The following is a 20,569-nucleotide window of genomic DNA, read 5'->3' as shown; positions in this document are numbered from 1 at the left end:
GCCGACCGGTCTCAGTCGCAGTCGCGGCAGATGGGCTGGCCGTTCTTCTCGCGTGCCAGCTGGCTGCGGTGGTGCACGAGGAAGCAGCTCATGCAGGTGAACTCGTCGGCCTGCTTGGGCAGCACCCGCACAGCCAGTTCCTCGTTGGACAGGTCTGCGCCGGGCAGCTCCAGTCCCTCTGCCGCGTCGAACTCGTCGACGTCGACGGCGGAGGCCGTCTTGTCGCTCCGACGGGCCTTGAGCTCCTCAAGGCTGTCCTGATCGACGTCGTCGTCGGTCTTCCTTGGGGTGTCGTAATCCGTTGCCATGTCGCTCTCCCCCTCATGGGTGTCTGCGGTGTCTCAGCGCACGTAACGCGTGAGAGGCCGGACTTGTGCCCGACCTGAGGCGGAGATTTTGCCTCACATCAAGGTCTGTTACTCAATCGACACCCAACCGGATCCCTCGGTGGCGATCGGCTTGGGTGGCGATGGGGACCGTACACGGTCCCGTCGGTGCTGTTCACGGGCGCCACCCCGTGTACTTCCCGTGATACCACGCCCCGAAAACTCGGACTTTCCTGGCATCCCGGGAGAGTTGTGGTCACGGAGAGTAGAGCGTCCGGAATTCGCCTCTGTGATCGATCACACAGGGTCGCGCCGGAGGTAAGGCTCTGAAATTCCGCCCAAAGCGAACAGGGCGATCCAATGCCACTTCACGCGGCGAAGCATCTCAGACCGGAAGCGTGACACGCATCACGAGACCACCGCCCTCGCGGGGTTCCGCGATGATACGGCCTCCGTGCGCCCGCGCGACGGACCGCGCGATCGACAGGCCGAGTCCGACCCCCTTGTCGCTGCCCGTGCGCTCCGTCCGCAGCCGCCGGAACGGCTCGAAGAGGTTGTCGATCTCGTAGGCGGGCACCACAGGACCTGTGTTCGAGACCGTCAGCAGCGCCTGTCCGGGCCGCAGCTCGGTGGCGACCTCCACCCAGCCGCCCTCGGCCACGTTGTAGCGCACGGCGTTCTGTACGAGGTTCAGCGCGATCCGCTCCAGCAGGACGCCGTTGCCCTGGACGACCGCGGAGGCCCGCTCCCCGCGGATCTCCACGCCCTTCGTCGCCGCCTCCGACCGGGCCTGGTCGATGGCCCGGTCGGCGACCTCGGCGAGGTCGACCGGTTTCCGCTCGACGATCTGGTTCTCGCTGCGGGCCAGCAGCAGCAGTCCTTCGACCAGCTGCTCGCTGCGCTCGTTGGTGGCCAGCAGGGTCCGGCCCAGCTGGTGGAGCTCCGGCGGGGCCTCCGGGTCGGAGAGGTGGACCTCCAGCAGGGTGCGGTTGATCGCCAGCGGTGTGCGCAGCTCGTGCGAGGCGTTGCCCACGAACCGCTGCTGGGCCGTGAACGCCCGCTCCAGGCGGTCCAGCATCTCGTCGAAGGTGTCCGCGAGCTCCTTCAGCTCGTCGTCCGGGCCGTCCAGCTCGATCCGGCGGGTCAGGTCGGTGCCCGCCACCCTGCGTGCGGTGCGGGTGATCCGGCCGAGCGGGGCCAGGACGCGGCCCGCCATGGCGTAACCGAAGGCGAAGGCGATGATGCTGAGGCCGACCAGGGCGAGCAGCGAGCGGTTCAGCAGGCTGTCCAGGGCGTGCTGCCGCTGGGCGGCGGTGCACTCCTTGATCGCCTCGTTGAGCTGGGTGTTGTTCAGGGCTGAGCTGAGCTGCGGGCAGACGTCGCTGCTGATCTGCACGTTCGTGCCGCGGACCTCGAAGACCAGGCCACCGGCGTCGTTCAGGGCCTGTGCCGCCAGCATGTAGATGATCGAGAGCAGCAGGATGCCCGCGATCAGGAACATGCCGCCGTACAGCAGCGTGAGCCGTATCCGGATGGTCGGGCGGAGCCAGGGGTAGGGGGAATCCTGCGGCTTGGGCTCCCAGGTCGGCTTGGGGGGCGCCTTCACGGGCGCCGGAGAGGCAGCCACGGGGCCCTCAGATCCGGTATCCGGAGCCGGGGACGGTGACGATGACCGGGGGCTCACCGAGCTTGCGGCGCAGGGTCATGACGGTCACCCGCACCACGTTGGTGAAGGGGTCGGTGTTCTCGTCCCAGGCCTTCTCCAGCAGCTGCTCGGCCGAGACGACCGCGCCCTCGCTGCGCATCAGGACCTCCAGGACCGCGAACTCCTTGGGGGCGAGCTGGACCTCCTGGTCGCCCCGGAAGACCTCGCGGCGGTTCGGGTCGAGCCGGATCCCGGCGCGCTCCAGCACGGGCGGCAGCGCGGCCGTGGTCCGTCGGCCCAGGGCCCGGACGCGGGCGGTGAGCTCGCTGAAGGCGAAGGGCTTGGGGAGGTAGTCGTCCGCGCCGAGCTCCAGGCCCTCCACCCGGTCGCTGACGTCGGCGGACGCGGTGAGCATGAGCACCCGGGTGGGCATCCCCAGCTCGACGATCCGCCGGCAGACGTCGTCGCCGTGCACCAGCGGAAGGTCACGGTCCAGGACGACGACGTCGTAGTCGTTGACGCCCACCCGCTCCAGGGCCGCCGCTCCGTCGTAGACGACGTCCACGGCCATCGCCTCCCGGCGCAGTCCGGTGGCCACCGCATCGGCGAGCAGCTGCTCGTCCTCGACGACGAGTACGCGCACGGCGCAGTCCTTCCGTAGTTCTTCGACACATACGTCGAGCGGCCTGGTCCCGGCCGCTCGCTGCACGTCAGCGGCACCGACTGTGCGCGTCCATCCTGCCTGCAACGCGCATAAACCGGCGGTAAGGCGGCGCGGGCCCGGTGGCGGCCCCGGGAATTCGTCATATTCACGGGCCAGTTGAGGTTTCCCCCGCGTCGGCGCCGGGGAAGACGAATGCACACCCGCGATCACGCCCTGCATGTGGCGTACCACAGCCCGCTCTGTTTCCGGCGGGCCGCGTGATCACCCGCACTCCGGCGTCTGCCGGAAAACCCCGGGCACACCCCCGTGCCACCGACCCACGACGAGGGGGCGCTACATGGACGCTTTCACCGCAGGTCTGCTGCAACGGATCAAGACCACCGAGTCCGACCTCACGAGGGCTCGCGAGACGGGCGACGACTTCCTCGCGGACGTCGAGCAGAGCGAGCTGGACGATCTGCGCCGTCTGGCCGCCGAACACGGCGTCGAGATCGGCGCCACCAGCGTCTGAGCCGCGACGAGAGGGCCCCGGAGCGCCGTCACAGGCACCCCGGGGCCCTCTCGTCGTCTCCGGACGCCCCGGAGCGCCGCACGGACGGGCAGCCGCGGTCAGTCGTGCCAGGCTCCCAGCTCCTCCAGCAGCGCCTGGAGCGGCTCGAAGACGCCGGGGGTCGCGGCGACGGTCAGGTCCCGGTCCGGGCGCAGCCCGGGGCGGCCGCCGGTGAGCGCGCCGGCCTCCCGGGCGATCAGGTCGCCCGCCGCCAGGTCCCAGGGGTGCAGCCCGCGCTCGAAGTAGCCGTCGAGCCGGCCCGCGGCCACGTCGCAGAGGTCGACGGCGGCCGATCCCCCGCGCCGGATGTCGCGCAGCCGCGGGATCAGCCGCTGCGCCACCTCGGCCTGGTGGGCGCGCACCTCGGTGACGTAGTTGAAGCCGGTCGAGACGAGCGCCTGGTCCAGCGGTGCGGTCGGGCGGCAGTGCAGCGCCTCGCCGTTCAGATGGGCGCCGGATCCGAGGACCGCGTGGAAGGTCTCGCGGCGCATCGGGGCCTCGACCACGCCGACGACACGCTCGCCGTCGCGCTCGGCGGCGATGGAGACGGCCCAGGTCGGCAGCCCGTAGAGGTAGTTCACCGTGCCGTCGAGCGGGTCGATGACCCACCGGATCCCACTCGTGCCCTCGGAGCTGGCGCCCTCCTCGCCGAGGAAGCCGTCGGTGGGACGGCGGTCGGAGAGGAAACCGGTGATCAGCTTCTCGGCGCCGATGTCCATCTCGGTGACGACGTCGATGGGGCTGGACTTCGTCGCCGCCACGCCCAGGTCGGCGGGGCGGCCGTCGCGGAGCAGGGCTCCGGCGCGGCGGGCGGCCTCCAGGGCGAGGTCGAGCAGTTCGGTCAGGAAGGGGTCGGTCACAACGCTCCAGGGGTCGTGTCCCGGCAGGCCGACGCGCCTGCCGGGACGGTTCGGGGTCCTCTCGGAGCCCGGCAGGCCTTCAGGCGTACGGGCTGTCCGCACCGGCCGCGGCCGGCTTGGGTGCTCGGGCCGGGCAGCAGCCGACGGGGCACAGGTCGTGGGAGGGGCCGAGCTCGCCGAGGGCGCACCGCCGGACCGGGCGCTCCTGCTCCGCCGCCGCGCGCTCCAGCACGAGCTCGCGGACAGCGGCCGCGAACCGGGGGTCGGCCCCGACGGTCGCGGACCGGCGGACGGGCAGGCCCAGCTCGGCGGCCTTGGCGGTGGCCTCCGTGTCGAGGTCGTACAGCACCTCCATGTGGTCGGAGACGAATCCGATGGGGACCATCACGACCGCCGGGGCACCCTCGCCGTGCAGCGTCTCCAGGTGGTCGCAGATGTCGGGCTCCAGCCACGGGATGTGCGGGGCACCGCTGCGCGACTGGTAGACCAGCTCCCACGGGTGGGTGATCCCCGTCTCCTCGCGCACCGCGTCGACGATCACCCGGGCCACGTCCAGGTGCTCGGCGACGTACGAGCCGCCGTCGCCGTGGGTCTCCGCCGGGCCCGAGGTGTCGGCCGCGGAGGTCGGGATGGAGTGTGTGGTGAACGCCAGGTGCGCGCCCGCCCGGGCCTCGTCGGGGAGGTCCGCGAGCGAGGCCAGCACCCCGTCCGCCATGGGTCGCACGAACCCCGGGTGGTTGAAGTAGTGCCGCAGCTTGTCCACACGGGGCACCGGCAGGCCCTCGGCCTCCAGCTCGGCCAGCGACTCGGCGAGGTTCTCGCGGTACTGCCGGCAGCCGGAGTACGAGGCGTAGGCGCTGGTGGCGAGCACGGCGATCCGGCGGCGCCCGTCGGTGACCATCTCACGGAGGGTGTCGGTGAGATACGGCGCCCAGTTGCGGTTGCCCCAGTACACCGGCAGGTCGAGGCCGTGTCCGGCGAAGTCCTTCCGCAGTGCCTCCAGGAGGTCGCGGTTCTGCGCGTTGATCGGGCTGACGCCGCCGAACAGGAAGTAGTGCTTTCCGACTTCCTTCAGCCGTTCCTCGGGGATGCCGCGGCCGCGGGTCACGTTCGCGAGGAACGGGACCACGTCGTCCGGGCCTTCGGGGCCGCCGAAGGAGAGCAGCAGCAGGGCGTCGTAGGGAGCGGGATCACGCAGATCGGACATGCCCCCGATCCTGCCACCCGCCTGTGACAGTGCGGCAACCGACATCCGCCGGTCACCGCTGTCGCCGCGCGCCGTAAGCTGTGTCGGCCCCCTTCACACCTGACACGGCTTCACCGGAGTCCCTCGTGCCCAGCCCCTACCGCGCCGTCTTCACCGCACCGGGAACCCGGGCCTTCTCCGCGGCCGGCTTCCTCGGCCGGATGCCGCTGTCCATGATGGGGATCGGCGTCGTCACGATGGTGTCGCAGATCACCGGGCGGTACGGGCTGGCCGGCGCGCTCTCCGCCACCCTGGCCATGGCGGCGGCCGTGATGGGCCCCCAGGTGTCCCGGCTCGTCGACCGGTACGGCCAGCGCCGGGTGCTGCGGCCGGTGACCCTGGTGGCGGCCGCAGCGGTCGCGGGGCTGCTGGTCTGCGCACAGCAGGGCCTGCCGGAATGGACGCTGTTCGTCTTCGCGGTGGGCGCCGGGTGCGTCCCGAGCATGGGCTCGATGGTCCGTGCGCGGTGGGCGGAGATCTACCGGGGCACGGGGCGGCAGCTGCACACCGCGTACGCCTGGGAGTCGATCGTCGACGAGGTGTGCTTCATCGTCGGCCCGATCGTCTCCATCGGGCTGTCCACCGCCTGGTTCCCGGAGGCCGGCCCCCTGCTGGCCGCCGTGTTCCTGGTCATCGGCGTCTTCTGGCTGACGTCCCAGCGGGCCACCGAACCGCGGCCGCTGCCCGAGGAGCACCACACGGCCGGCTCGGCGCTGCGCTCCCGGGGGCTCCAGGTCCTGGTGGTGACCTTCGTCGCGACGGGGGCGATCTTCGGTGCGGTGGACGTGGTGACGGTGGCCTTCGCCGAGGAGCGCGGCCACAAGGCGGCGGCGAGCCTCGTACTGGCCGTCTACGCGCTGGGGTCGTGTCTCGCGGGGGCCGTCTTCGGCGTGCTCCACCTCAAGGGGAAGCCGTCGTCCCGGTGGCTGCTGGGTGTGTGCGCGATGGCCGTGAGTATGATCCCCCTCCAACTGGCCGGGAGTCTGCCGTTCCTGGCCGTGGCGCTCTTTGTCGCGGGCCTCGCCATCGCACCGACGATGGTCACCACCATGGCCCTCGTCGAACAGCACGTACCGCGTACCCAGCTGACCGAGGGCATGACCTGGACCAGCACCGGGCTGGCGGTCGGGGTGGCGCTCGGCTCCTCCGCCGCGGGCTGGGTGGTGGACGCCTCGGGGGCCCGGGCGGGGTACGTGGTGCCCGCGGTGGCGGGGGCGCTCGCGGCCGCGGTGGCGTTCCTGGGGTACCGCCGGCTCGTGGAGCCGGCACCGACGGGAGGGCGCGGGGAAGATGACCGAGACCTACGCAACTGCGACGAGCACGTGGCGTAACTGGGCGGGCAACGTCACCGCCCGGCCGGTACGGGCCGTGTCCCCCGCCTCCGTGGCGGAGCTGGCCGAGGTGCTGCGGAGGGCGTCCGAGGACGGGCTGCGGGTCAAACCGGCGGGTACGGGGCACTCGTTCACGGCGGCCGCCGCCACCGACGGCGTGCTCATACGCCCGGACCTGCTCACCGGCATCCGGGAGATCGACCGCGCGGCCATGACGGTGACCGTCGAGGCCGGCACCCCGCTGAAGCGCCTGAACACCGCGCTCGCCCGGGAGGGGCTCTCCCTCACGAACATGGGCGACATCATGGACCAGACGGTCGCCGGGGCCACCTCCACCGGCACCCACGGGACCGGCCGCGACTCGGCGTCGATCGCGGCGCAGATACGCGCCCTGGAGCTGGTCACCGCGGACGGCACGGTGCTGCGCTGCTCCCCGGACGAGCACGCCGACGTCTTCGCGGCCGCCCGGATCGGGCTCGGGGCACTCGGCGTGGTCACCGCGATCACCTTCGCGGTGGAGCCGGTCTTCCTGCTGACGGCCCGTGAGGAACCGATGTCCTTCGACCGGGTCACGGCCGACTTCGACCAGCTGGTCGCCGAGAACGAACACTTCGAGTTCTACTGGTTCCCGCACACCGGCAACTGCAACACCAAGCGCAACAACCGCAGCGCCGGCCCGGCGGCTCCGCCCGGCAGGATCAGCGGCTGGGTCGAGGACGAGCTCCTCTCCAACGGGATCTTCCAGGTGGCCTGTTCCGTGGGCCGCGCGCTCCCCGGGACCATTCCGGCGATCGCCGGGATCTCCAGCCGCGCGCTGTCGGCCCGGAGCTACACGGACATCCCTTACAAGGTCTTCACCAGCCCCCGGCGGGTGCGCTTCGTCGAGATGGAGTACGCCGTGCCGCGCGAGGCCGCCGTCGAGGCGCTGCGCGAGGTGCGGGCCATGGTCGACCGCTCGCCGCTGCGGATCAGCTTCCCCGTCGAGGTGCGGACCGCCCCCGGGGACGACATCGCGCTCTCCACGGCCTCGGGCCGGGAGAGCGCGTACATCGCGGTGCACATGTACCGGGGGACGCCGTACCAGGCGTACTTCACGGCGGTCGAGCGGATCATGACGGGCTTCGGCGGCCGTCCGCACTGGGGCAAGATCCACACCCGGGACGCGGCCTACCTGTCGGAGGCCTATCCCCGGTTCGGCGAGTTCACCGCCGTACGCGACCGGCTCGACCCTGACCGGTTGTTCGGCAACGACTACCTGCGCCGCGTCCTGGGCGACTGAGCCCGGCGGCCGGTCACCGGGCGGCGGGTGCCGCTCACCGACCGGTGTCCGGGCCGCCGGTGGCCCCGTTCTCGCCCACCGGGGCGTCGGCGTCACCCGTCGCGGTCGGTTCCGGTGCGGCCGGGGTGGTGTTCTCCGGCGCCGTGGAGCCGGTGGGGGCCGGTGCCGTGCTCCCGCCCGTGGCGGAGGGCGTCGGTTCCGGCCGGGCCGGCGAGGAGGGGTCGCCACCGGTGCCGGGCTCGGAGCTCCGGTCCTGGCCGGGATCCGTCGCGGGGGCCGACGCACTGCCGTCGCCCGGCTCGCCGTCCTCCGTGCCACCGCTCCGCTGCGGGTCCGTACTGGTCGTGGGCGCCGGATCCGTCGTCGCCGGGCCGTGGCCGCCGCGCACCACGGAGCCGACGGTCGTACCGCCGCCGCCGCTGAGGTCGTTGCCGGAGGCCACTTCGAAGGCGGTGATGCCGCCCATCGCCACGGTGAAGACGGCGACGGCCGCGAGCGCCGAGCGCTTCCAGCCGCGGGCCGTGGTGCCGTGCGTGCGAGCCTCCGAGTACGCGTCGTCGGACGTCTCGGCCTGCCCGAACAACTGGGTCCGCTCCGGGTCGTTCATGACCGGCCGCGTCCCCTCCCGGCCGACGGCGCCGAACATCTGGGTCCGCTCGGGGTCCACCGCTCCGAGCTTCCGCGTCTCCTCGGGGTCCACGGCACCGAGCATCTGTGTGCGCTCCGCGTCCACCGTCCCGAGCAGCCTGGTGCGCTCCGGGTCCGGTACTCCGAGCAGCCTGGTGCGCTCCGGGTCGTCGTTGACGGGCTGCGGATGTCCGGGGTCCGGGCGCGTCGCGGGCTCTTCCGCGGTGGCGTCGCCGGCCGGCCGGCGGGCGGCGGGGACCGTGTCCCGGGTGCGAACGGTCACCTGCCGCCCGCCCGGGTGCTTCACATGGACGGTGACTTCGCGGATCTGCTCGCCGGTGCGCCGGAAGAAGTGCTGGAAGACCGGTCCCCCGCTGGTGGCGACCACGCTCATCACGCCCGCGCCGGCGATCGTGCCGTACACACCCAGCTGCGAGGCCATCACCGCGGCCGCGACCGCAGCCAGGGCACTGCCCGCGACCTGAGGGACGCTCAGGTCTATGCGCCTTTCCTTGCGTTCCGCATCGTTCTGCGGTTTCTGAACCATTACCAGCCCCTGCTCGACAACTACCCACCTTGCACCAGTGAGGGACATATGGGCGAAGCGAATAGTTCCGATTCTGCAGATTGTGTGAAGCAGCACACCCATTGGGGGCATTTCACCGACAACTGGGTAGCCCCACTCCAGCGCCCGCCGAGAAGTTCGGCGGCGCGCCGGTCCACCCCGGTGGCCCGAATGGAGTACTGTGACGAGCCCTGGGGCCGGACTCCCGCATGGGTGTCCGGGCCTGCGGAAGGGGGCCGAAGGGCGGCACTCGAACCGGCGGCGCCGCGGCATCGCACGGGCGCCTGCGACACGTCAGGGACCATCCGGTCACTGCGCGCCGCGCACAGGTGACCGTGCCTCCTGGTGATCCAGGGCCGAGGTCCGCTCGCCGGGTAACTTGGCAAGGTTGTGGCAGGCTGAACCCGGGCAGGTCACACTCGACTAGCGGAAGCAGCGACGCACGTGACGTCGGCAGGCACCACCCGGGAGGTTCCCATGCCCGAACTGCGTGTCGTGGCCGTCTCGAACGACGGCACACGACTGGTGCTCAAGGCTGCCGACAGCACGGAGTACACGCTGCCGATCGACGAGCGGCTGCGTGCCGCCGTGCGCAACGACCGCGCCCGGCTCGGCCAGATCGAGATCGAGGTGGAGAGCCACCTCCGCCCCCGTGACATCCAGGCACGTATACGAGCAGGCGCCTCCGCCGAGGAGGTCGCCCAGTTCGCCGGCATCCCCGTCGACCGGGTACGCCGCTTCGAGGGCCCTGTGCTCGCGGAACGCGCCTTCATGGCGGAGCGGGCCCGGAAGACCCCCGTACGCCGACCCGGCGAGAACACCGGCCCCCAGCTCGGCGAGGCCGTCCAGGAGCGTCTGCTGCTGCGCGGTGCCGACCGGGAGACGGTCCAGTGGGACTCCTGGCGCCGGGACGACGGCACCTGGGAGGTCCTCCTCGTCTACCGGGTGGCGGGCGAACCGCACTCGGCGAGCTGGACGTACGACCCGCCGCGCCGTCTGGTGCAGGCCGTGGACGACGAGGCGCGCTCACTGATCGGTGAGACCGACGAGGTGGCCGCCCCCGAGCCCAGCTTCCCGTTCGTGCCCCGGATCGCCCGGCTGCCGCGCGACCGGCCGTTGGACCGTGCGCTCGACCGGCAGATCGAGCGCCCCGCTCCTCCGGCCCCGGAGCCGGAGGAGCGTCTCAGCGGTGTGTCGGCGGACGAGCGTGATTCGCTGACCAGCCTCCTGGAGGCGGTGCCGAGCTTCCGCGGCGACATGGTCGTGCCGGAGCGGCCGTCGCAGCCGGAACCGCCGGCGATCGAGCCGGCCGCCGAGGAGCCGGAGGCCGACGAGCCCCCGGCAGCGGCAGCGGGCGCGGGTTCCGCGTACGCGGACGTGCTGATGCCGCGCGCGGTGGCGGGTCACCGGGACCGGCTGACGGGTACGACGGACCGGCAGGCGGAGGCGGACGGGGTGCGCCCCGGGCGCCGGGCCGCGGTGCCCAGCTGGGACGAGATCGTCTTCGGCACACGCCGGAAGAAGCAGGACTGAGGAGCGCCCTCCTCGTACCGAGGGCCCGTACGCACCGGCGTACGGGCCCTTCGGCGTCGGCGGGGTCAGGTCATCGGGGGTCGGGGCCCGTGGCGACCGGGCGGGACTCGTCCGCGGACCACTCGGACCAGGAACCGGCGTAGAGGGCGGCCCGGTGTCCGGCGATCTCCAGGGCCAGCACCTCATGGGCGCCCGAGACGCCCGACCCGCAGTACACGCCGACCTCGGTGCCGGGGGCGGCCCCCAGCGCGGCGAACCGGGAGGCCAGCGTCCCGGCGGGCAGGAAGCGGCCGTCCTCGGCTACGTTCTCGGCGGTCGGTGCGGAGAGGGCGCCGGGGATGTGGCCGCCGACCCTGTCGATCGGTTCCACGTCGCCCCGGTACCGTTCCGCAGCCCGGGCGTCGAGCAGCAGACCGGACTCGGCGAGTGCGGCGGCGCCGTCCGCGCCCAGCAGCGGCAGTCCGCCGGGCTCGGGCCTGAAGTCGCCCGCGTCGGGCTCGGGGGTCTTCGTGGAGAGGTCACCGGTCCATGCCGCGAGGCCGCCGTCGAGCACCCGGACGTCGGGGTGGCCGGCCCAGCGCAGCAGCCACCAGGCGCGCGCTGCGGCCCAGCCCTGACCGCCGTCGTACACCACCACCGGGGTGTCCCGGGAGACCCCGGCGCGTCGCATGGCGGCGGCGAAGACCTCCAGGTCCGGCAGCGGGTGCCGGCCGCCGCGTCCGGGCGGACCGGCGAGTTCCGCGTCGAGATCGACGAACACCGCGCCGGGGATGTGCCCCGCGTCGTAGTCGGCACGGCCGTGCGGGCCGCCCAGCTGCCAGCGGACGTCCAGGGGCACCGGCGGACGCGCCCCCGTCGCTTCGCTCATGTATTCGGATACGGTGATGATGGGCTTCATAGCCGCCATCTTCGCGCAGCAGCCCCGCACGAGGACGCGATATGGAAAGGGGCGTACCGCAACAAAGCAACCTTCCTTGCGACTTCCCTATGACTTCCTTGCGGACGGAAGCCGAAACGCGGCGCGGCCCGGGTGCCTGGGGAGCCCGGTGGTGCGAGCATCTGCACGGAGCCCGGGGCACGCGTCCGTACCGCTGGACGACGTACCGGCTCCGTTCCGTTTCCCCCGTACGGCCACCCCGATGGTACGAGGAGAGAATAGAAGATGACCGAGGCTGCCGCCCGGCGCGCGCCAGGAGCTCCGTGCTGGGTAAGTCTGATCGTGCACGGACTGAGCGCGACCGAGGAGTTCTACGGCCGCTTGTTCGGCTGGGAGTTCAGGCCGGGCCCCGAGGAACTCGGGCCCTACGTACGCGCGCTGCTGCACGGCAAGGAGGTCGCGGGCATCGGTCAGCTGCCGCCCGGCCGGCACCTCCCGATCGCCTGGACGACCTATCTGGCCTCCGAGGACGCGGATGCGACCGCCGAGGCGATCCGTTCCTGCGGCGGCACGGTGGCCGTCGGACCGATCGACGCGGGCCGGGCGGGCCGCCTCGCGATCGCCTCCGACCCGGGCGGGGCGGTCTTCGGCGTCTGGCAGCCGGGCGAGCACCTCGGCACGGCGCTGGCCGGCACTCCGGGCACACCCGTCTGGAACGAGCTGGTGACCCGGGAGACCTCATCGGTCGCCAAGTTCTACCAGGCGGTCTTCGGTTTCGACACGGAGGCGGTCGTCTCGGCCGACTTCGACTACCAGACCCTGAGCCTGGCGGGCCGGCCGGTCGCCGCCCTGCACGGCGTGGGCCACGGCCTGCCGCGCGACCGTGGGCCGCACTGGATGACGTACTTCGAGGTCGCCGACACCGACGAGGCCGCCGCCCGCGTGGTGGAACTCGGCGGTCAGGTGATCCAGCCGCCCCGGGAGGCCTCCGGCGGCAGGCTGGCCACCGTCGCCGACCCGGAGGGCGCGGTGTTCACGATCCAGCGGACGTCGGAGCACTGACGGCGGCGGTCAGGACCGGATGACCGGCAGCACGTCCGGGAGGCAGGGCCGGCTCGTGCGGGATCAGGGCTGGGTGACCGGCAGCACGTCCGGGGACAGCGGGCCCGCGTGCGCCGAGGCGCTGGTCATCCGCCGTTGATGGTGGCGGCGGCAGAGGACCTCGTAACCGACCTCTTCCTCGGGGCGGTTGACGTCTCCGACGACGACCTGGGCCCCCTCGACCACCATGTGGCCTCCCAGGGTGCGGGCGTTGTGCGTGGCGCGAGCCCCGCACCAGCACAGCGCCTCCACCTGGAGGGCCTCTATCCGGTCGGCCAGTTCGACCAGCCGCTGCGATCCGGGAAAGAGCCGGGTACGGAAGTCGGTGGTGATCCCGAAGGCGAACACGTCGAGTTCGAGGTCGTCCACGACGCGCGCCAGCTGGTCGACCTGCTCGGGGGCCAGGAACTGCGCCTCGTCGACGATCACGTAGTCCACGCGTCCGCCGCGGGAGACGAGACCGACGACGTACTGGTAGAGGTTCATCCCACCGGAGGCCTCGACCGCGTCGGTCACCAGCCCCAGCCGGGAGGAGAGCTTCCCCTCCCCCGCCCTGTCGTCCCGGGTGAAGATCACGCCCTGCAGGCCGCGGGCCGACCGGTTGTGCCCGATCTGAAGGGCGAGTGTGCTCTTCCCGCAGTCCATCGTTCCGGAGAAGAACACAAGCTCGGGCATGAGAGGTCGAGCGCCTTTCGGGTGGTGTACGGGAAGCGGGGGACGCGGGTCACGAGCGTACTTCGAGGAGCGGGACGAGCAGTTCCACGGGGGTCAGCGAACCGTGCATGCCGGCCATGGCGGACTCGTGGGGCTCGTTGACCGACGCGGTGATCACCACGTCGTCGTGGGCGGCGGCCACCACGTCGCCGATCCTGCCGTGGACCCGTGCGTCGATGTGCGGCCCGAACCAGCCCGCGGACACCGCCTCGTCCCTGCTCGCCACCCAGAACTGCTCGCCGAGCACCTCGCGCCAGACGGCCAGCACATCGGCCTCGGCCCCGGGGACGGCGTAGACGTGACGGGCGCGGCCCTCGCCGCCGAGCAGCGCCACTCCGGCGCTCAGCTCCCAGTCCTCGTCGAAGTCGATACGTGACTGCTCGTCGAACGGGATGTCGATCATCCCGTGGTCGGCGGTGATGTAGAGCGCCGAGCGGGGCGGAAGCTGTTCGGCGAGGCGCCGGGCCAGCCCGTCCACGTACATCAGCTGGCCCCGCCAGGCGTCGGAGTCCACGCCGAAGCGGTGCCCCTTCCCGTCGACCTCGCTGTAGTACGTGTAGACGAGGGACCGGTCCCCCGCCGCGAGTCGCTCGGCGGCGAGGTCCATCCGCTCCTCGCCGGAGAGCCTGCCGAGGAAGGACCCACCGCTGAGGGCGACCTTGGTGAGCGGGGTCTGCTCGAACGTGGGGGCGGAGACCTGCGCCGTCCGCACGCCCGCCTCGTGGGCGAGCTGGAAGACGGTGGGATACGGCTGCCAGACGCGCGGCTCGGTCCACGGCTTCCAGCGCAGCTGGTTCATCAGCGCACCGGTCTCCGGGTTCCGGGCGGTGTAGCCGTTCAGACCGTGCTCTCCGGGGGGCCGCCCCGTCCCCACCGAGGCCAGTGAGGTCGCGGTGGTCGAGGGGAAGCCCGCCGTGAGGGGGCGGCCCGTGCCGCCGCGAGAGGTGGGGAGCAGGGAGTGCAGGAACGGCGCCTCGTCCGGGTGCGCCTTGATCTGCTCCCAGCCCAGGCCGTCGATCAGGAAGACGCAGTTCCGGTCGGCGGGTGTGAGCTCGGGGATCACCGCGTCGAAGCCCGGTACGTCCTGTCCGGCGGCGAGCGTCGGCAGCAGGTCGGCGAGCGAGCCGCCGCCGTACTCGGGGACGGGGGCGCTGTCGAGGGCGAGCGGAACGGGCTCCTGCCAGGCCGGCTGGGCCATCAGCGGCCGGTCGCCGCGGTGGCGGCCGTGGCCTCGGAGAGCGACTGGGCGAAGGCGAGCGTCTGGCGCACGGCGTCCGGTCCGTCACCGGCCTCGCTGACGCGCAGGCTCAGGTCGTCGGCCGTGGTGTTCCCGGTGTAGCCGTGGTCGGCCTCGCAGTTGGGGTCGCCGCAGGCGGCGGGCTCCAGGTCGATCCGGGAGACGGCGCCCCAGCCGATGGTCAGGACGACCTCGCGGGGCAGCGTGCCGGGCACGTACTTCTCAGGGTTGGCGACCACGCGGCTGACGACGACGGACGAGATCCGGTCGAGCTTGACCGACTCCGTGGACGTCGTGGCGTACGGAGTCGGCGAACTGGTGTCCGCGGCCTGCTCGTCGGTGTGGCTGACGATGAACCGCGTGTCCGTCAGGACGAGGACCGTGACATGGCGCCGCACCTCGTTGGAGTCGAAGGTGGTCTCCTGGTGCACCAGGTACGACGCGACCGGCTCCCCGCCGACGGCGGCCTCCACCGCCTCGGCCACGAGGGCCGGGTAGTAGCCGCTGCGCTCGATCGCCGCGCGCAGCCCCTGGGTCGTCGTACCGGTCTTTGCCATACCCACCATCCTACGGGGGGCCGCCGACTGCCGGGCACGCCCTGCGGCGGTACGGGGCGGAGGCCGCGCCGGTCAGTAACTGGGGAGCCGACGGGGGCCCAGGTCGTTGCGGGCGGGGGGCGGGGCGAGCCGGATGCTCGCCCCCAGCACGGTCAGCCCGTGGGTGGCGACCACCACGGGCTCCAGGACGACGGAGACCACCTCCGGGTGGTCGTCCACCAGCCGGGAGACCCGCAGCACGAGTTCCTCGAGCGCCGGGGTGTCGGCCGGGGCCGAGCCGCGCCAGCCGAAGAGCAGGGGCGCGGCCCGGATCGAGCGGATCAGCTCGGCGGCGTCCCGGTCGGTGGCCGGGACCAGGCGGTGGGCGGTGTCGCCGAGCAGCTCAGACGGGGCACCCGCCAGGCCGAAGGAGAGGACGGCTCCGGCTGCGGCGTCGATCGAGGCCCGTACGACGGTGTCGACCCCCCGGGGCGCCATCGCCTGGACCACCGGGCGCAGTTCGGCGGGCGTGCCGAGCAGGTCCGTCAGCTCGCCGTAGGCACGGCGCAGCGCGCGCTCGCCCGCGAGGTCGAGCCGGACACCGCCGAGGTCGGGGCGGTGACGCAGATGGGGGGCGGTGGTCTTGAGCGCCACCGGGTAGCCGAGCCGAGCCGCGGCGGCCACGGCGGCCTCCACGTCGGGGGCCGGGAGCCCGGGCCGCACGGTGATGCCGTAGAGGCCGAGCAGGTCGGCGGCCTCCTCCTGGGTGAGGGGGCGGCCCCGGGGGTCGGAGCCGGGGCCGAGCAGCGCGTCGATCCGCGCGGCGGCGGCGTGCTCGTCGATGGTCTCGTCGAGGAACTCGGGCACCTTGCCGGGCGCGGCGGCCTGGCGCCGCCACTGGGCGTACTTCACGGCCTCGGAGAGCGCCCGGACGGCCCGTTCGGCGGCGGGGTAGGCGGGGATGCGGCCCGCCTTCGCGCCCGGGGCGTCGTGCGGCGCGGCCGGTCCTCCGGGGGTGCTGCCCGGCGCCCCGGGCGAACGCGGTGGCACCGCACCGTCCCCGCGCACGCCCCCGGTGCCCTGGCGCGCACTCGTGGGGTGCCCGGAGGGTGCGTGTGCCCCCTGGGGGCGCGTCCGGGCGTGTCCGGCCGGCACCGGGGCCGACGGGTCCTCGGATCGCGGTGGTGCCGCGGTGCTCGTGGCCGCGGCCAGGGCCTGGGCCAGGCCGCCCATCTCCACGTGCACCACCGCCACCGGCTTCGCCGGGCCCGTGGCGGCCGCCTCGCGCAGGGCGGTGGCCAGCACCTCGCCGTCGCCGGTGTGCGCCTCGCCGTTCTCCCCCACCCAGGGGATCGCGGTGACGATCACGGCGTCGCAGGTCGTGTCGGCCAGCGCCTCGGCCAACGCGTCCCGGAAGTCCTGCGGTTCGGCTTCCGTCGTGAGGTCACGGGGCGGGCGCGGGCGCAGTCCCTCCGCCAGACATGCGTCGAACGTGAGGAGCCCGAGCGACTCGGAGTTGCCGAGGATCGCCACCCGGGGGCCGTCCGGCAGGGGCTGGTCGGCGAGGAGCAGGCCGACGTCGACCATCTCCGTCACGGTGTCCACCCGGATGACGCCGGCCTGCCGCATCAGCGCGGAGACCGTCGCGTCGGGGATCCGGCTGACGGGCACCGCGTGCCCCGGCGGGGCGGAGCCGCTGTGCCGGGCCCCCTTGACGACGACCACGGGCTTCACGGCGGCGGTCCGGCGGGCGAGCCGGTGGAACTTGCGCGGGTTGCCGAACGACTCCAGGTAGAGCAGGGCGACATCGGTGGCCTGGTCCTCGAACCAGTACTGCAGGAAGTCGTTGCCGGACAGGTCGGCCCTGTTCCCGGCGGAGATGAACGTCGAGAGTCCCGCGCCCCGCCGGTGCAGGCCCGACAGCACGGCGATCCCGATCGCGCCCGACTGGGTGAACAGTCCGATGCGTCCGGCGGCGGGTGACTCGGGGGCGAGGGAGGCGTTCAGCCGGACCGGGCCGGCGGTGTTGATGACCCCGAAGGCGTTGGGTCCGATGATCCGCATTCCGTACGAACGCGCCTGCCGCACCAGTTCGCGCTGCCGCTCGCGCCCCTCGGCGCCGCGCTCGGCGTAACCGGCGGACAGGACGACCAGGCCGCGGACGCCGTGCTCCCCGCAGTCCGCGACGGCCTCCGGCACCCGCTCGGCCGGGACGGCGACGACCGCAAGGTCGACCCGCTCGCCGATCTCCCCCACCGAGCGGTGCGCGGGCACCCCGTCGAGTGTGGCCAGGTCCGGGGCGAAGGACCGGTTCACGGCGTACGCCCGTCCGGTGAAGCCCGAGCCGAGGAGGTTGCGCAGGACCGTGCGGCCCACGCCTCCGGGAGCCCGTCCCGTACCGACGACGGCGACCGACCCGGGCGCCAGCAGCCGCTGCACGGAACGCGCCTCGGCACGCTGCTCACGGGCGCGCTGGACCGCGAGCGACTCGGCGGTGGGTTCCAGGTCGAGCGTCAGGTGGACGGAGCCGTCCTCGAAGCTGCGTTGCTGGGTGTAGCCGGCGTCCCGGAACACCTTGATCATCTTGTTGTTGGCGGGCAGCACCTCGGCGGCGAACCGGCGGATGCCGCGTTCCCGGGCGACCGCCGCGATGTGCTCCAGGAGCGCGGAGGCCACGCCGCGGCCCTGGTGCGCGTCCTGGACGAGGAAGGCGACCTCCGCCTCGTCGGCGGGTGCCGAGGCGGGCCTGCCCTGCGCGTTGATCCGGTCGTAGCGGACGGTGGCGATGAACTCGCCGCCGATCGTCACGGCCAGTCCCACCCGGTCGACGTAGTCGTGATGGGTGAAGCGGTGCACGTCCTTGGCGGAGAGACGCGGATACGGGGCGAAGAAGCGGTAGTACTTCGACTCGTCGGAGACCTGCTCGTAGAAGTGGACCAGCCGCTCGGCGTCGTCCGTGGTGATGGGCCGGATGCGGGCGGTGCCGCCGTCGCGGAGGACCACGTCCGCTTCCCAGTGGTCGGGGTACGCGTGATGCGGACTCTGCTCCGGCGTGGGCTCCATGGAGAAAGCCTACGGCTCGCCGGACCGGGCGCGGAGGAGGCCGTCGGGCCCGGGCGACCGGCCGGGGAATCCGGGCGCTACGGGAAGGCTGGTGGACGGGACCGGGAGGTGCGCGGCCGGCCGTCGCGGGACCGCGCACGGCAGTGCGCACCGCATGAGAGACTGGTCTAGACAACCATTTGGTCTAGACAACCACTGAACGTGAAGGGCAGAACCATGGCTGAGCGCCGCGTCAACGTCGGTTGGGCCGAGGGCCTGCACGCCCGCCCCGCTTCCATCTTCGTCCGTGCCGCCACGGCGTCGGGCGTCCCCGTCACCATCGCCAAGGCCGACGGCAACCCGGTGAACGCCGCCTCCATGCTCGCGGTGCTCGGCCTGGGCGCCCAGGGCGGCGAGGAGATCGTGCTCGCGTCCGACGCGGACGACTCCGAGGCCGCCCTGGACCGGCTGGCGAAGCTGGTCGCCGAGGGGCTCGAGGAGCTCCCGGAGACGGTCTGACCCGCGCGGGCCGGATCCGGAATCATCTCTGCGGCGAGGCTGCGGTTCCCCACTCGGGAGCCGCAGCCTTTTCGTTTCGAGCAGGCCGACGCAGACCGAAAAGAATGGCCGCACGGAATGGAATGCGGGCAGCGGAAATAAAGCCCTCCTCCCGTCACCTTCTTTGTATACGGCGCCATTGTTAATGCCGGACGCCCGCCGTGTTTACGGCTTGTTGCGAAGCCCTCACCCGGGGCGGGCCCGGCACCGACGCGGGCCTTTCCGGCCGGCGCGGCCGGTGTGCGGCGGCCGCGCGCTCGGCGTGCTGGGCGGCGAGGGCCCGGGCGCGTTCGGCGTCACCGCGCGCCACGGCGTCCACCAGGGCACCGTGCTCGGCCCACGAGTCGGCGGGCAGGGCCGACTGCTCGACCGTGTACATCCAGGCGATCTTGTGCCGGAGCTGGGTGAGCAGCGCGATCAGCGCGGGGCTGCCGGAGGCCTGGGCCAGCGTCTCGTGGAACCAGCCGCCCAGTGACCGCAGATCCTCGCCCTCACCGCGGCGCACCCGCTCCTGACCCAGTCTGACCAGGCCCCGGAGCACCTTGAGGTGCGCCTCCGTGCGGCGCTGCGCGGCGCGTGCGGCGCCGAGCGGCTCCAGCAGCGTCCGGATCTCCAGGAGGTCCGCGGCCTCCTGGTCCGTGGGCTCGGCGACGCAGGCGCCGGCGTGCCGGCGGGTCACGACGAACCCCTCGGACTCCAGGGTGCGCAGTGCCTCGCGCACCGGGACCCGGGAGACTCCGTAGCGACGCGCGAGCACCTCTTCGGTGAGGCGGCTGCCGCGCGCGAAGACACCGGAGACGATGTCGTCACGGATTGCCGTGCATACCGAATGCGCGGGAATGCGCATGTCCGAACCTCCGCCTTAATCCCCGCGAAACGCGGCCGATCGACGCCTGTTCCGTGACTCTATTGCAATCGCTCCGAATTTCCGACGGCGGGGCGGAATCCATGGATATCTTTTGGCCAGGGGGCACTTCGGCGGCGCTTCGGTCCGCGCCCTCGCGTGCCGGCGTACGACGGCACGCCGAAGGCCCCGGCGGTTGCCGGGGCCTTCGGCGGGAGCGGTGCCGCAGGGGGTCCGGTCAGAGCCGGACGCCGTGCGAGCGGAGGTAGGCGACGGGGTCCATGTCCGAGCCGTACTGCGGGGTCGTGCGGGCTTCGAAGTGCAGGTGCGGCCCCGTGGAGTTACCGGTCGACCCGGACAGGCCGATCTGCTGGCCGGAGGAGACGCGCTGGCCGACCTGGACGCCGATCGAGGAGAGGTGGCCGTACTGGGTGTAGGTGCCGTCCGTCATGCGGAGCACGATGTTGTTGCCGTAGGCGCCGCCCCAGCCGGCCTCGACGACCGTGCCGGCGCCGACGGCGACGACGGAGCTGCCGGACGCGGCGCGGAAGTCCACGCCCGAGTGACTGCCGGAGGACCAGAGGGAGCCGCCGGACTTGTAGGCGGTGGTGACGTAGGAGCCGGCGACCGGGAGGCGGAAGGAGTTCAGCCGGGCGCGCTCGGCGGCGCGGGCGGCACGGGCCTCGGCCTTGCGGGTCTCCTCGGCGCGCGCTTCGGCCTTGCGCTTGGCCTCCGCCTTGGCCTTGGCCTTCGCCTCGGCTTCGGCCTTCGCCTTCGCGGCGAGATCGGCCTGGTGCCGCTGGGCCTGCGCCTGGGCCTCGATCTGGGCCGCGAGGCTGCTGCCGATGGCGGTGACCTGGGTCAGCCCGACGGTCTCGACGGTGGCGGCGGAGTCAGCGGCGAGTGCGGGGGAAGCGGTGGCGCCGATGACGCCGGCGGTGGCCAGGGCGGCGATGCCGGCGACCTGGGCGCTCCTGCGCGTCAGGCGGTTCGGGGCACGGTGCTTCCCGGTGGCACGGGTGAACGCCATGGAG

General features: G+C 72.8%; 19 protein-coding genes. 6 read left to right on the top strand and 13 right to left on the bottom strand.

Annotation, left to right across the window (positions count from 1 at the left end; genetic code table 11):
* Nucleotides 1-11: 11 nt before the first annotated feature.
* The 3 genes from SACTE_RS24980 to SACTE_RS24970 form a co-directional block, all read right to left on the bottom strand.
* The gene (locus tag SACTE_RS24980) at nt 12-308 is read right to left on the bottom strand and encodes a DUF4193 domain-containing protein (RefSeq protein WP_003965732.1); all 297 of its coding nucleotides are present in this window, start codon (nt 306-308) and stop codon (nt 12-14) included.
* 403 nt (nt 309-711) lie between these two features.
* Nucleotides 712-1,953 (bottom strand): ATP-binding protein, encoded by a 1,242-nt coding sequence (locus tag SACTE_RS24975; RefSeq protein ID WP_014048798.1) that lies wholly within the window; start codon nt 1,951-1,953, stop codon nt 712-714.
* A 7-nt stretch (nt 1,954-1,960) separates the two neighbouring features.
* The gene (locus SACTE_RS24970) at nt 1,961-2,614 is read right to left on the bottom strand and encodes a response regulator transcription factor (protein WP_014048797.1); all 654 of its coding nucleotides are present in this window, start codon (nt 2,612-2,614) and stop codon (nt 1,961-1,963) included.
* Nucleotides 2,615-2,972: 358 nt separating this feature from the next.
* Between SACTE_RS24970 and SACTE_RS34675 the strand changes: the two genes are divergently transcribed.
* Nucleotides 2,973-3,146, top strand: coding sequence for a hypothetical protein (locus SACTE_RS34675; protein ID WP_014048796.1), 174 nt, complete (start codon nt 2,973-2,975; stop codon nt 3,144-3,146).
* Between the two features lie 98 nt (nt 3,147-3,244).
* On the opposite strand, the gene SACTE_RS24965 is transcribed toward SACTE_RS34675, so the two are convergent.
* Nucleotides 3,245-4,045, bottom strand: a complete 801-nt coding sequence (locus tag SACTE_RS24965) for an inositol monophosphatase family protein (RefSeq protein WP_014048795.1) — start codon at nt 4,043-4,045, stop codon at nt 3,245-3,247.
* 79 nt (nt 4,046-4,124) lie between these two features.
* The gene (locus SACTE_RS24960) at nt 4,125-5,252 is read right to left on the bottom strand and encodes a ferrochelatase (protein WP_014048794.1); all 1,128 of its coding nucleotides are present in this window, start codon (nt 5,250-5,252) and stop codon (nt 4,125-4,127) included.
* A gap of 125 nt (nt 5,253-5,377) precedes the next feature.
* Between SACTE_RS24960 and SACTE_RS24955 the strand changes: the two genes are divergently transcribed.
* Together SACTE_RS24955 and SACTE_RS24950 are read left to right on the top strand one after the other, a co-directional pair.
* Nucleotides 5,378-6,622, top strand: coding sequence for an MFS transporter (locus SACTE_RS24955; protein ID WP_014048793.1), 1,245 nt, complete (start codon nt 5,378-5,380; stop codon nt 6,620-6,622).
* Complete coding sequence (locus SACTE_RS24950; protein ID WP_014048792.1) at nt 6,582-7,901, top strand: D-arabinono-1,4-lactone oxidase; 1,320 nt, start codon at nt 6,582-6,584, stop codon at nt 7,899-7,901. Before SACTE_RS24955 ends, SACTE_RS24950 begins: the two co-directional genes overlap by 41 nt.
* Nucleotides 7,902-7,935: 34 nt before the next feature.
* Here SACTE_RS24950 and SACTE_RS24945 read toward each other — a convergent pair whose 3' ends face one another.
* Complete coding sequence (locus SACTE_RS24945; RefSeq protein WP_014048791.1) at nt 7,936-9,075, bottom strand: hypothetical protein; 1,140 nt, start codon at nt 9,073-9,075, stop codon at nt 7,936-7,938.
* A 495-nt stretch (nt 9,076-9,570) separates the two neighbouring features.
* Here SACTE_RS24945 and sepH point away from each other — a divergent pair, with 495 nt between their 5' ends.
* On the top strand, nt 9,571-10,626 hold the full coding sequence (gene sepH, locus SACTE_RS24940) for a septation protein SepH (RefSeq protein ID WP_014048790.1): 1,056 nt from the start codon (nt 9,571-9,573) through the stop codon (nt 10,624-10,626).
* A gap of 70 nt (nt 10,627-10,696) precedes the next feature.
* On the opposite strand, the gene SACTE_RS24935 is transcribed toward sepH, so the two are convergent.
* Entirely contained in the window at nt 10,697-11,524 is an 828-nt protein-coding gene (locus tag SACTE_RS24935) for a sulfurtransferase (protein ID WP_019993298.1), read from the bottom strand.
* Nucleotides 11,525-11,788: 264 nt separating this feature from the next.
* Between SACTE_RS24935 and SACTE_RS24930 the strand changes: the two genes are divergently transcribed.
* The gene (locus tag SACTE_RS24930) at nt 11,789-12,565 is read left to right on the top strand and encodes a VOC family protein (protein WP_014048788.1); all 777 of its coding nucleotides are present in this window, start codon (nt 11,789-11,791) and stop codon (nt 12,563-12,565) included.
* 63 nt (nt 12,566-12,628) lie between these two features.
* Here SACTE_RS24930 and SACTE_RS24925 read toward each other — a convergent pair whose 3' ends face one another.
* The 4 genes from SACTE_RS24925 to SACTE_RS24910 all read right to left on the bottom strand — a co-directional run bounded on the left by SACTE_RS24925 (nt 12,629) and on the right by SACTE_RS24910 (nt 18,154).
* Nucleotides 12,629-13,279 carry a thymidine kinase gene (locus tag SACTE_RS24925; protein ID WP_014048787.1) on the bottom strand — a complete coding sequence of 217 codons (651 nt, stop codon included), beginning with the start codon at nt 13,277-13,279 and terminating at the stop codon, nt 12,629-12,631.
* 49 nt (nt 13,280-13,328) lie between these two features.
* Nucleotides 13,329-14,516, bottom strand: a complete 1,188-nt coding sequence (locus SACTE_RS24920; RefSeq protein ID WP_014048786.1) for a nucleotide pyrophosphatase/phosphodiesterase family protein — start codon at nt 14,514-14,516, stop codon at nt 13,329-13,331.
* Complete coding sequence (locus SACTE_RS24915; RefSeq protein ID WP_014048785.1) at nt 14,516-15,112, bottom strand: DUF5998 family protein; 597 nt, start codon at nt 15,110-15,112, stop codon at nt 14,516-14,518. The genes SACTE_RS24920 and SACTE_RS24915 overlap by 1 nt, the downstream gene beginning before the upstream one ends.
* A 72-nt stretch (nt 15,113-15,184) precedes the next feature.
* Nucleotides 15,185-18,154, bottom strand: a complete 2,970-nt coding sequence (locus SACTE_RS24910; RefSeq protein ID WP_014048784.1) for a GNAT family N-acetyltransferase — start codon at nt 18,152-18,154, stop codon at nt 15,185-15,187.
* A gap of 216 nt (nt 18,155-18,370) precedes the next feature.
* Between SACTE_RS24910 and SACTE_RS24905 the strand changes: the two genes are divergently transcribed.
* Nucleotides 18,371-18,652 carry an HPr family phosphocarrier protein gene (locus tag SACTE_RS24905; protein ID WP_014048783.1) on the top strand — a complete coding sequence of 94 codons (282 nt, stop codon included), beginning with the start codon at nt 18,371-18,373 and terminating at the stop codon, nt 18,650-18,652.
* Between the two features lie 181 nt (nt 18,653-18,833).
* Here SACTE_RS24905 and SACTE_RS24900 read toward each other — a convergent pair whose 3' ends face one another.
* Together SACTE_RS24900 and SACTE_RS24895 are read right to left on the bottom strand one after the other, a co-directional pair.
* Nucleotides 18,834-19,538 carry a GntR family transcriptional regulator gene (locus SACTE_RS24900; RefSeq protein WP_014048782.1) on the bottom strand — a complete coding sequence of 235 codons (705 nt, stop codon included), beginning with the start codon at nt 19,536-19,538 and terminating at the stop codon, nt 18,834-18,836.
* A gap of 235 nt (nt 19,539-19,773) precedes the next feature.
* Nucleotides 19,774-20,565, bottom strand: coding sequence for a M23 family metallopeptidase (locus SACTE_RS24895; RefSeq protein WP_014048781.1), 792 nt, complete (start codon nt 20,563-20,565; stop codon nt 19,774-19,776).
* Between the last annotated feature and the right edge of the window lie 4 nt (nt 20,566-20,569).

The organism is Streptomyces sp. SirexAA-E (assembly GCF_000177195.2).
Lineage (GTDB): Bacteria > Actinomycetota > Actinomycetes > Streptomycetales > Streptomycetaceae > Streptomyces > Streptomyces flavovirens.
Note: the sequence above shows the minus strand (reverse complement) of the source record. Positions and strands in the feature narration are given on the sequence as shown.

Coding starts and splice junctions, on each gene's coding strand:
- SACTE_RS24980 (WP_003965732.1), bottom strand. CDS start 308: ATGGCAACGGATTACGACACCCCAAGGAAGACCGACGACGACGTCGAT.
- SACTE_RS34675 (WP_014048796.1), top strand. CDS start 2,973: ATGGACGCTTTCACCGCAGGTCTGCTGCAACGGATCAAGACCACCGAG.
- SACTE_RS24960 (WP_014048794.1), bottom strand. CDS start 5,252: ATGTCCGATCTGCGTGATCCCGCTCCCTACGACGCCCTGCTGCTGCTC.
- SACTE_RS24950 (WP_014048792.1), top strand. CDS start 6,582: ATGACCGAGACCTACGCAACTGCGACGAGCACGTGGCGTAACTGGGCG.
- SACTE_RS24945 (WP_014048791.1), bottom strand. CDS start 9,075: ATGGTTCAGAAACCGCAGAACGATGCGGAACGCAAGGAAAGGCGCATA.
- sepH (WP_014048790.1), top strand. CDS start 9,571: ATGCCCGAACTGCGTGTCGTGGCCGTCTCGAACGACGGCACACGACTG.
- SACTE_RS24935 (WP_019993298.1), bottom strand. CDS start 11,524: ATGAAGCCCATCATCACCGTATCCGAATACATGAGCGAAGCGACGGGG.
- SACTE_RS24930 (WP_014048788.1), top strand. CDS start 11,789: ATGACCGAGGCTGCCGCCCGGCGCGCGCCAGGAGCTCCGTGCTGGGTA.
- SACTE_RS24925 (WP_014048787.1), bottom strand. CDS start 13,279: ATGCCCGAGCTTGTGTTCTTCTCCGGAACGATGGACTGCGGGAAGAGC.
- SACTE_RS24920 (WP_014048786.1), bottom strand. CDS start 14,516: ATGGCCCAGCCGGCCTGGCAGGAGCCCGTTCCGCTCGCCCTCGACAGC.
- SACTE_RS24915 (WP_014048785.1), bottom strand. CDS start 15,112: ATGGCAAAGACCGGTACGACGACCCAGGGGCTGCGCGCGGCGATCGAG.
- SACTE_RS24910 (WP_014048784.1), bottom strand. CDS start 18,154: ATGGAGCCCACGCCGGAGCAGAGTCCGCATCACGCGTACCCCGACCAC.
- SACTE_RS24905 (WP_014048783.1), top strand. CDS start 18,371: ATGGCTGAGCGCCGCGTCAACGTCGGTTGGGCCGAGGGCCTGCACGCC.
- SACTE_RS24900 (WP_014048782.1), bottom strand. CDS start 19,538: ATGCGCATTCCCGCGCATTCGGTATGCACGGCAATCCGTGACGACATC.
- SACTE_RS24895 (WP_014048781.1), bottom strand. CDS start 20,565: ATGGCGTTCACCCGTGCCACCGGGAAGCACCGTGCCCCGAACCGCCTG.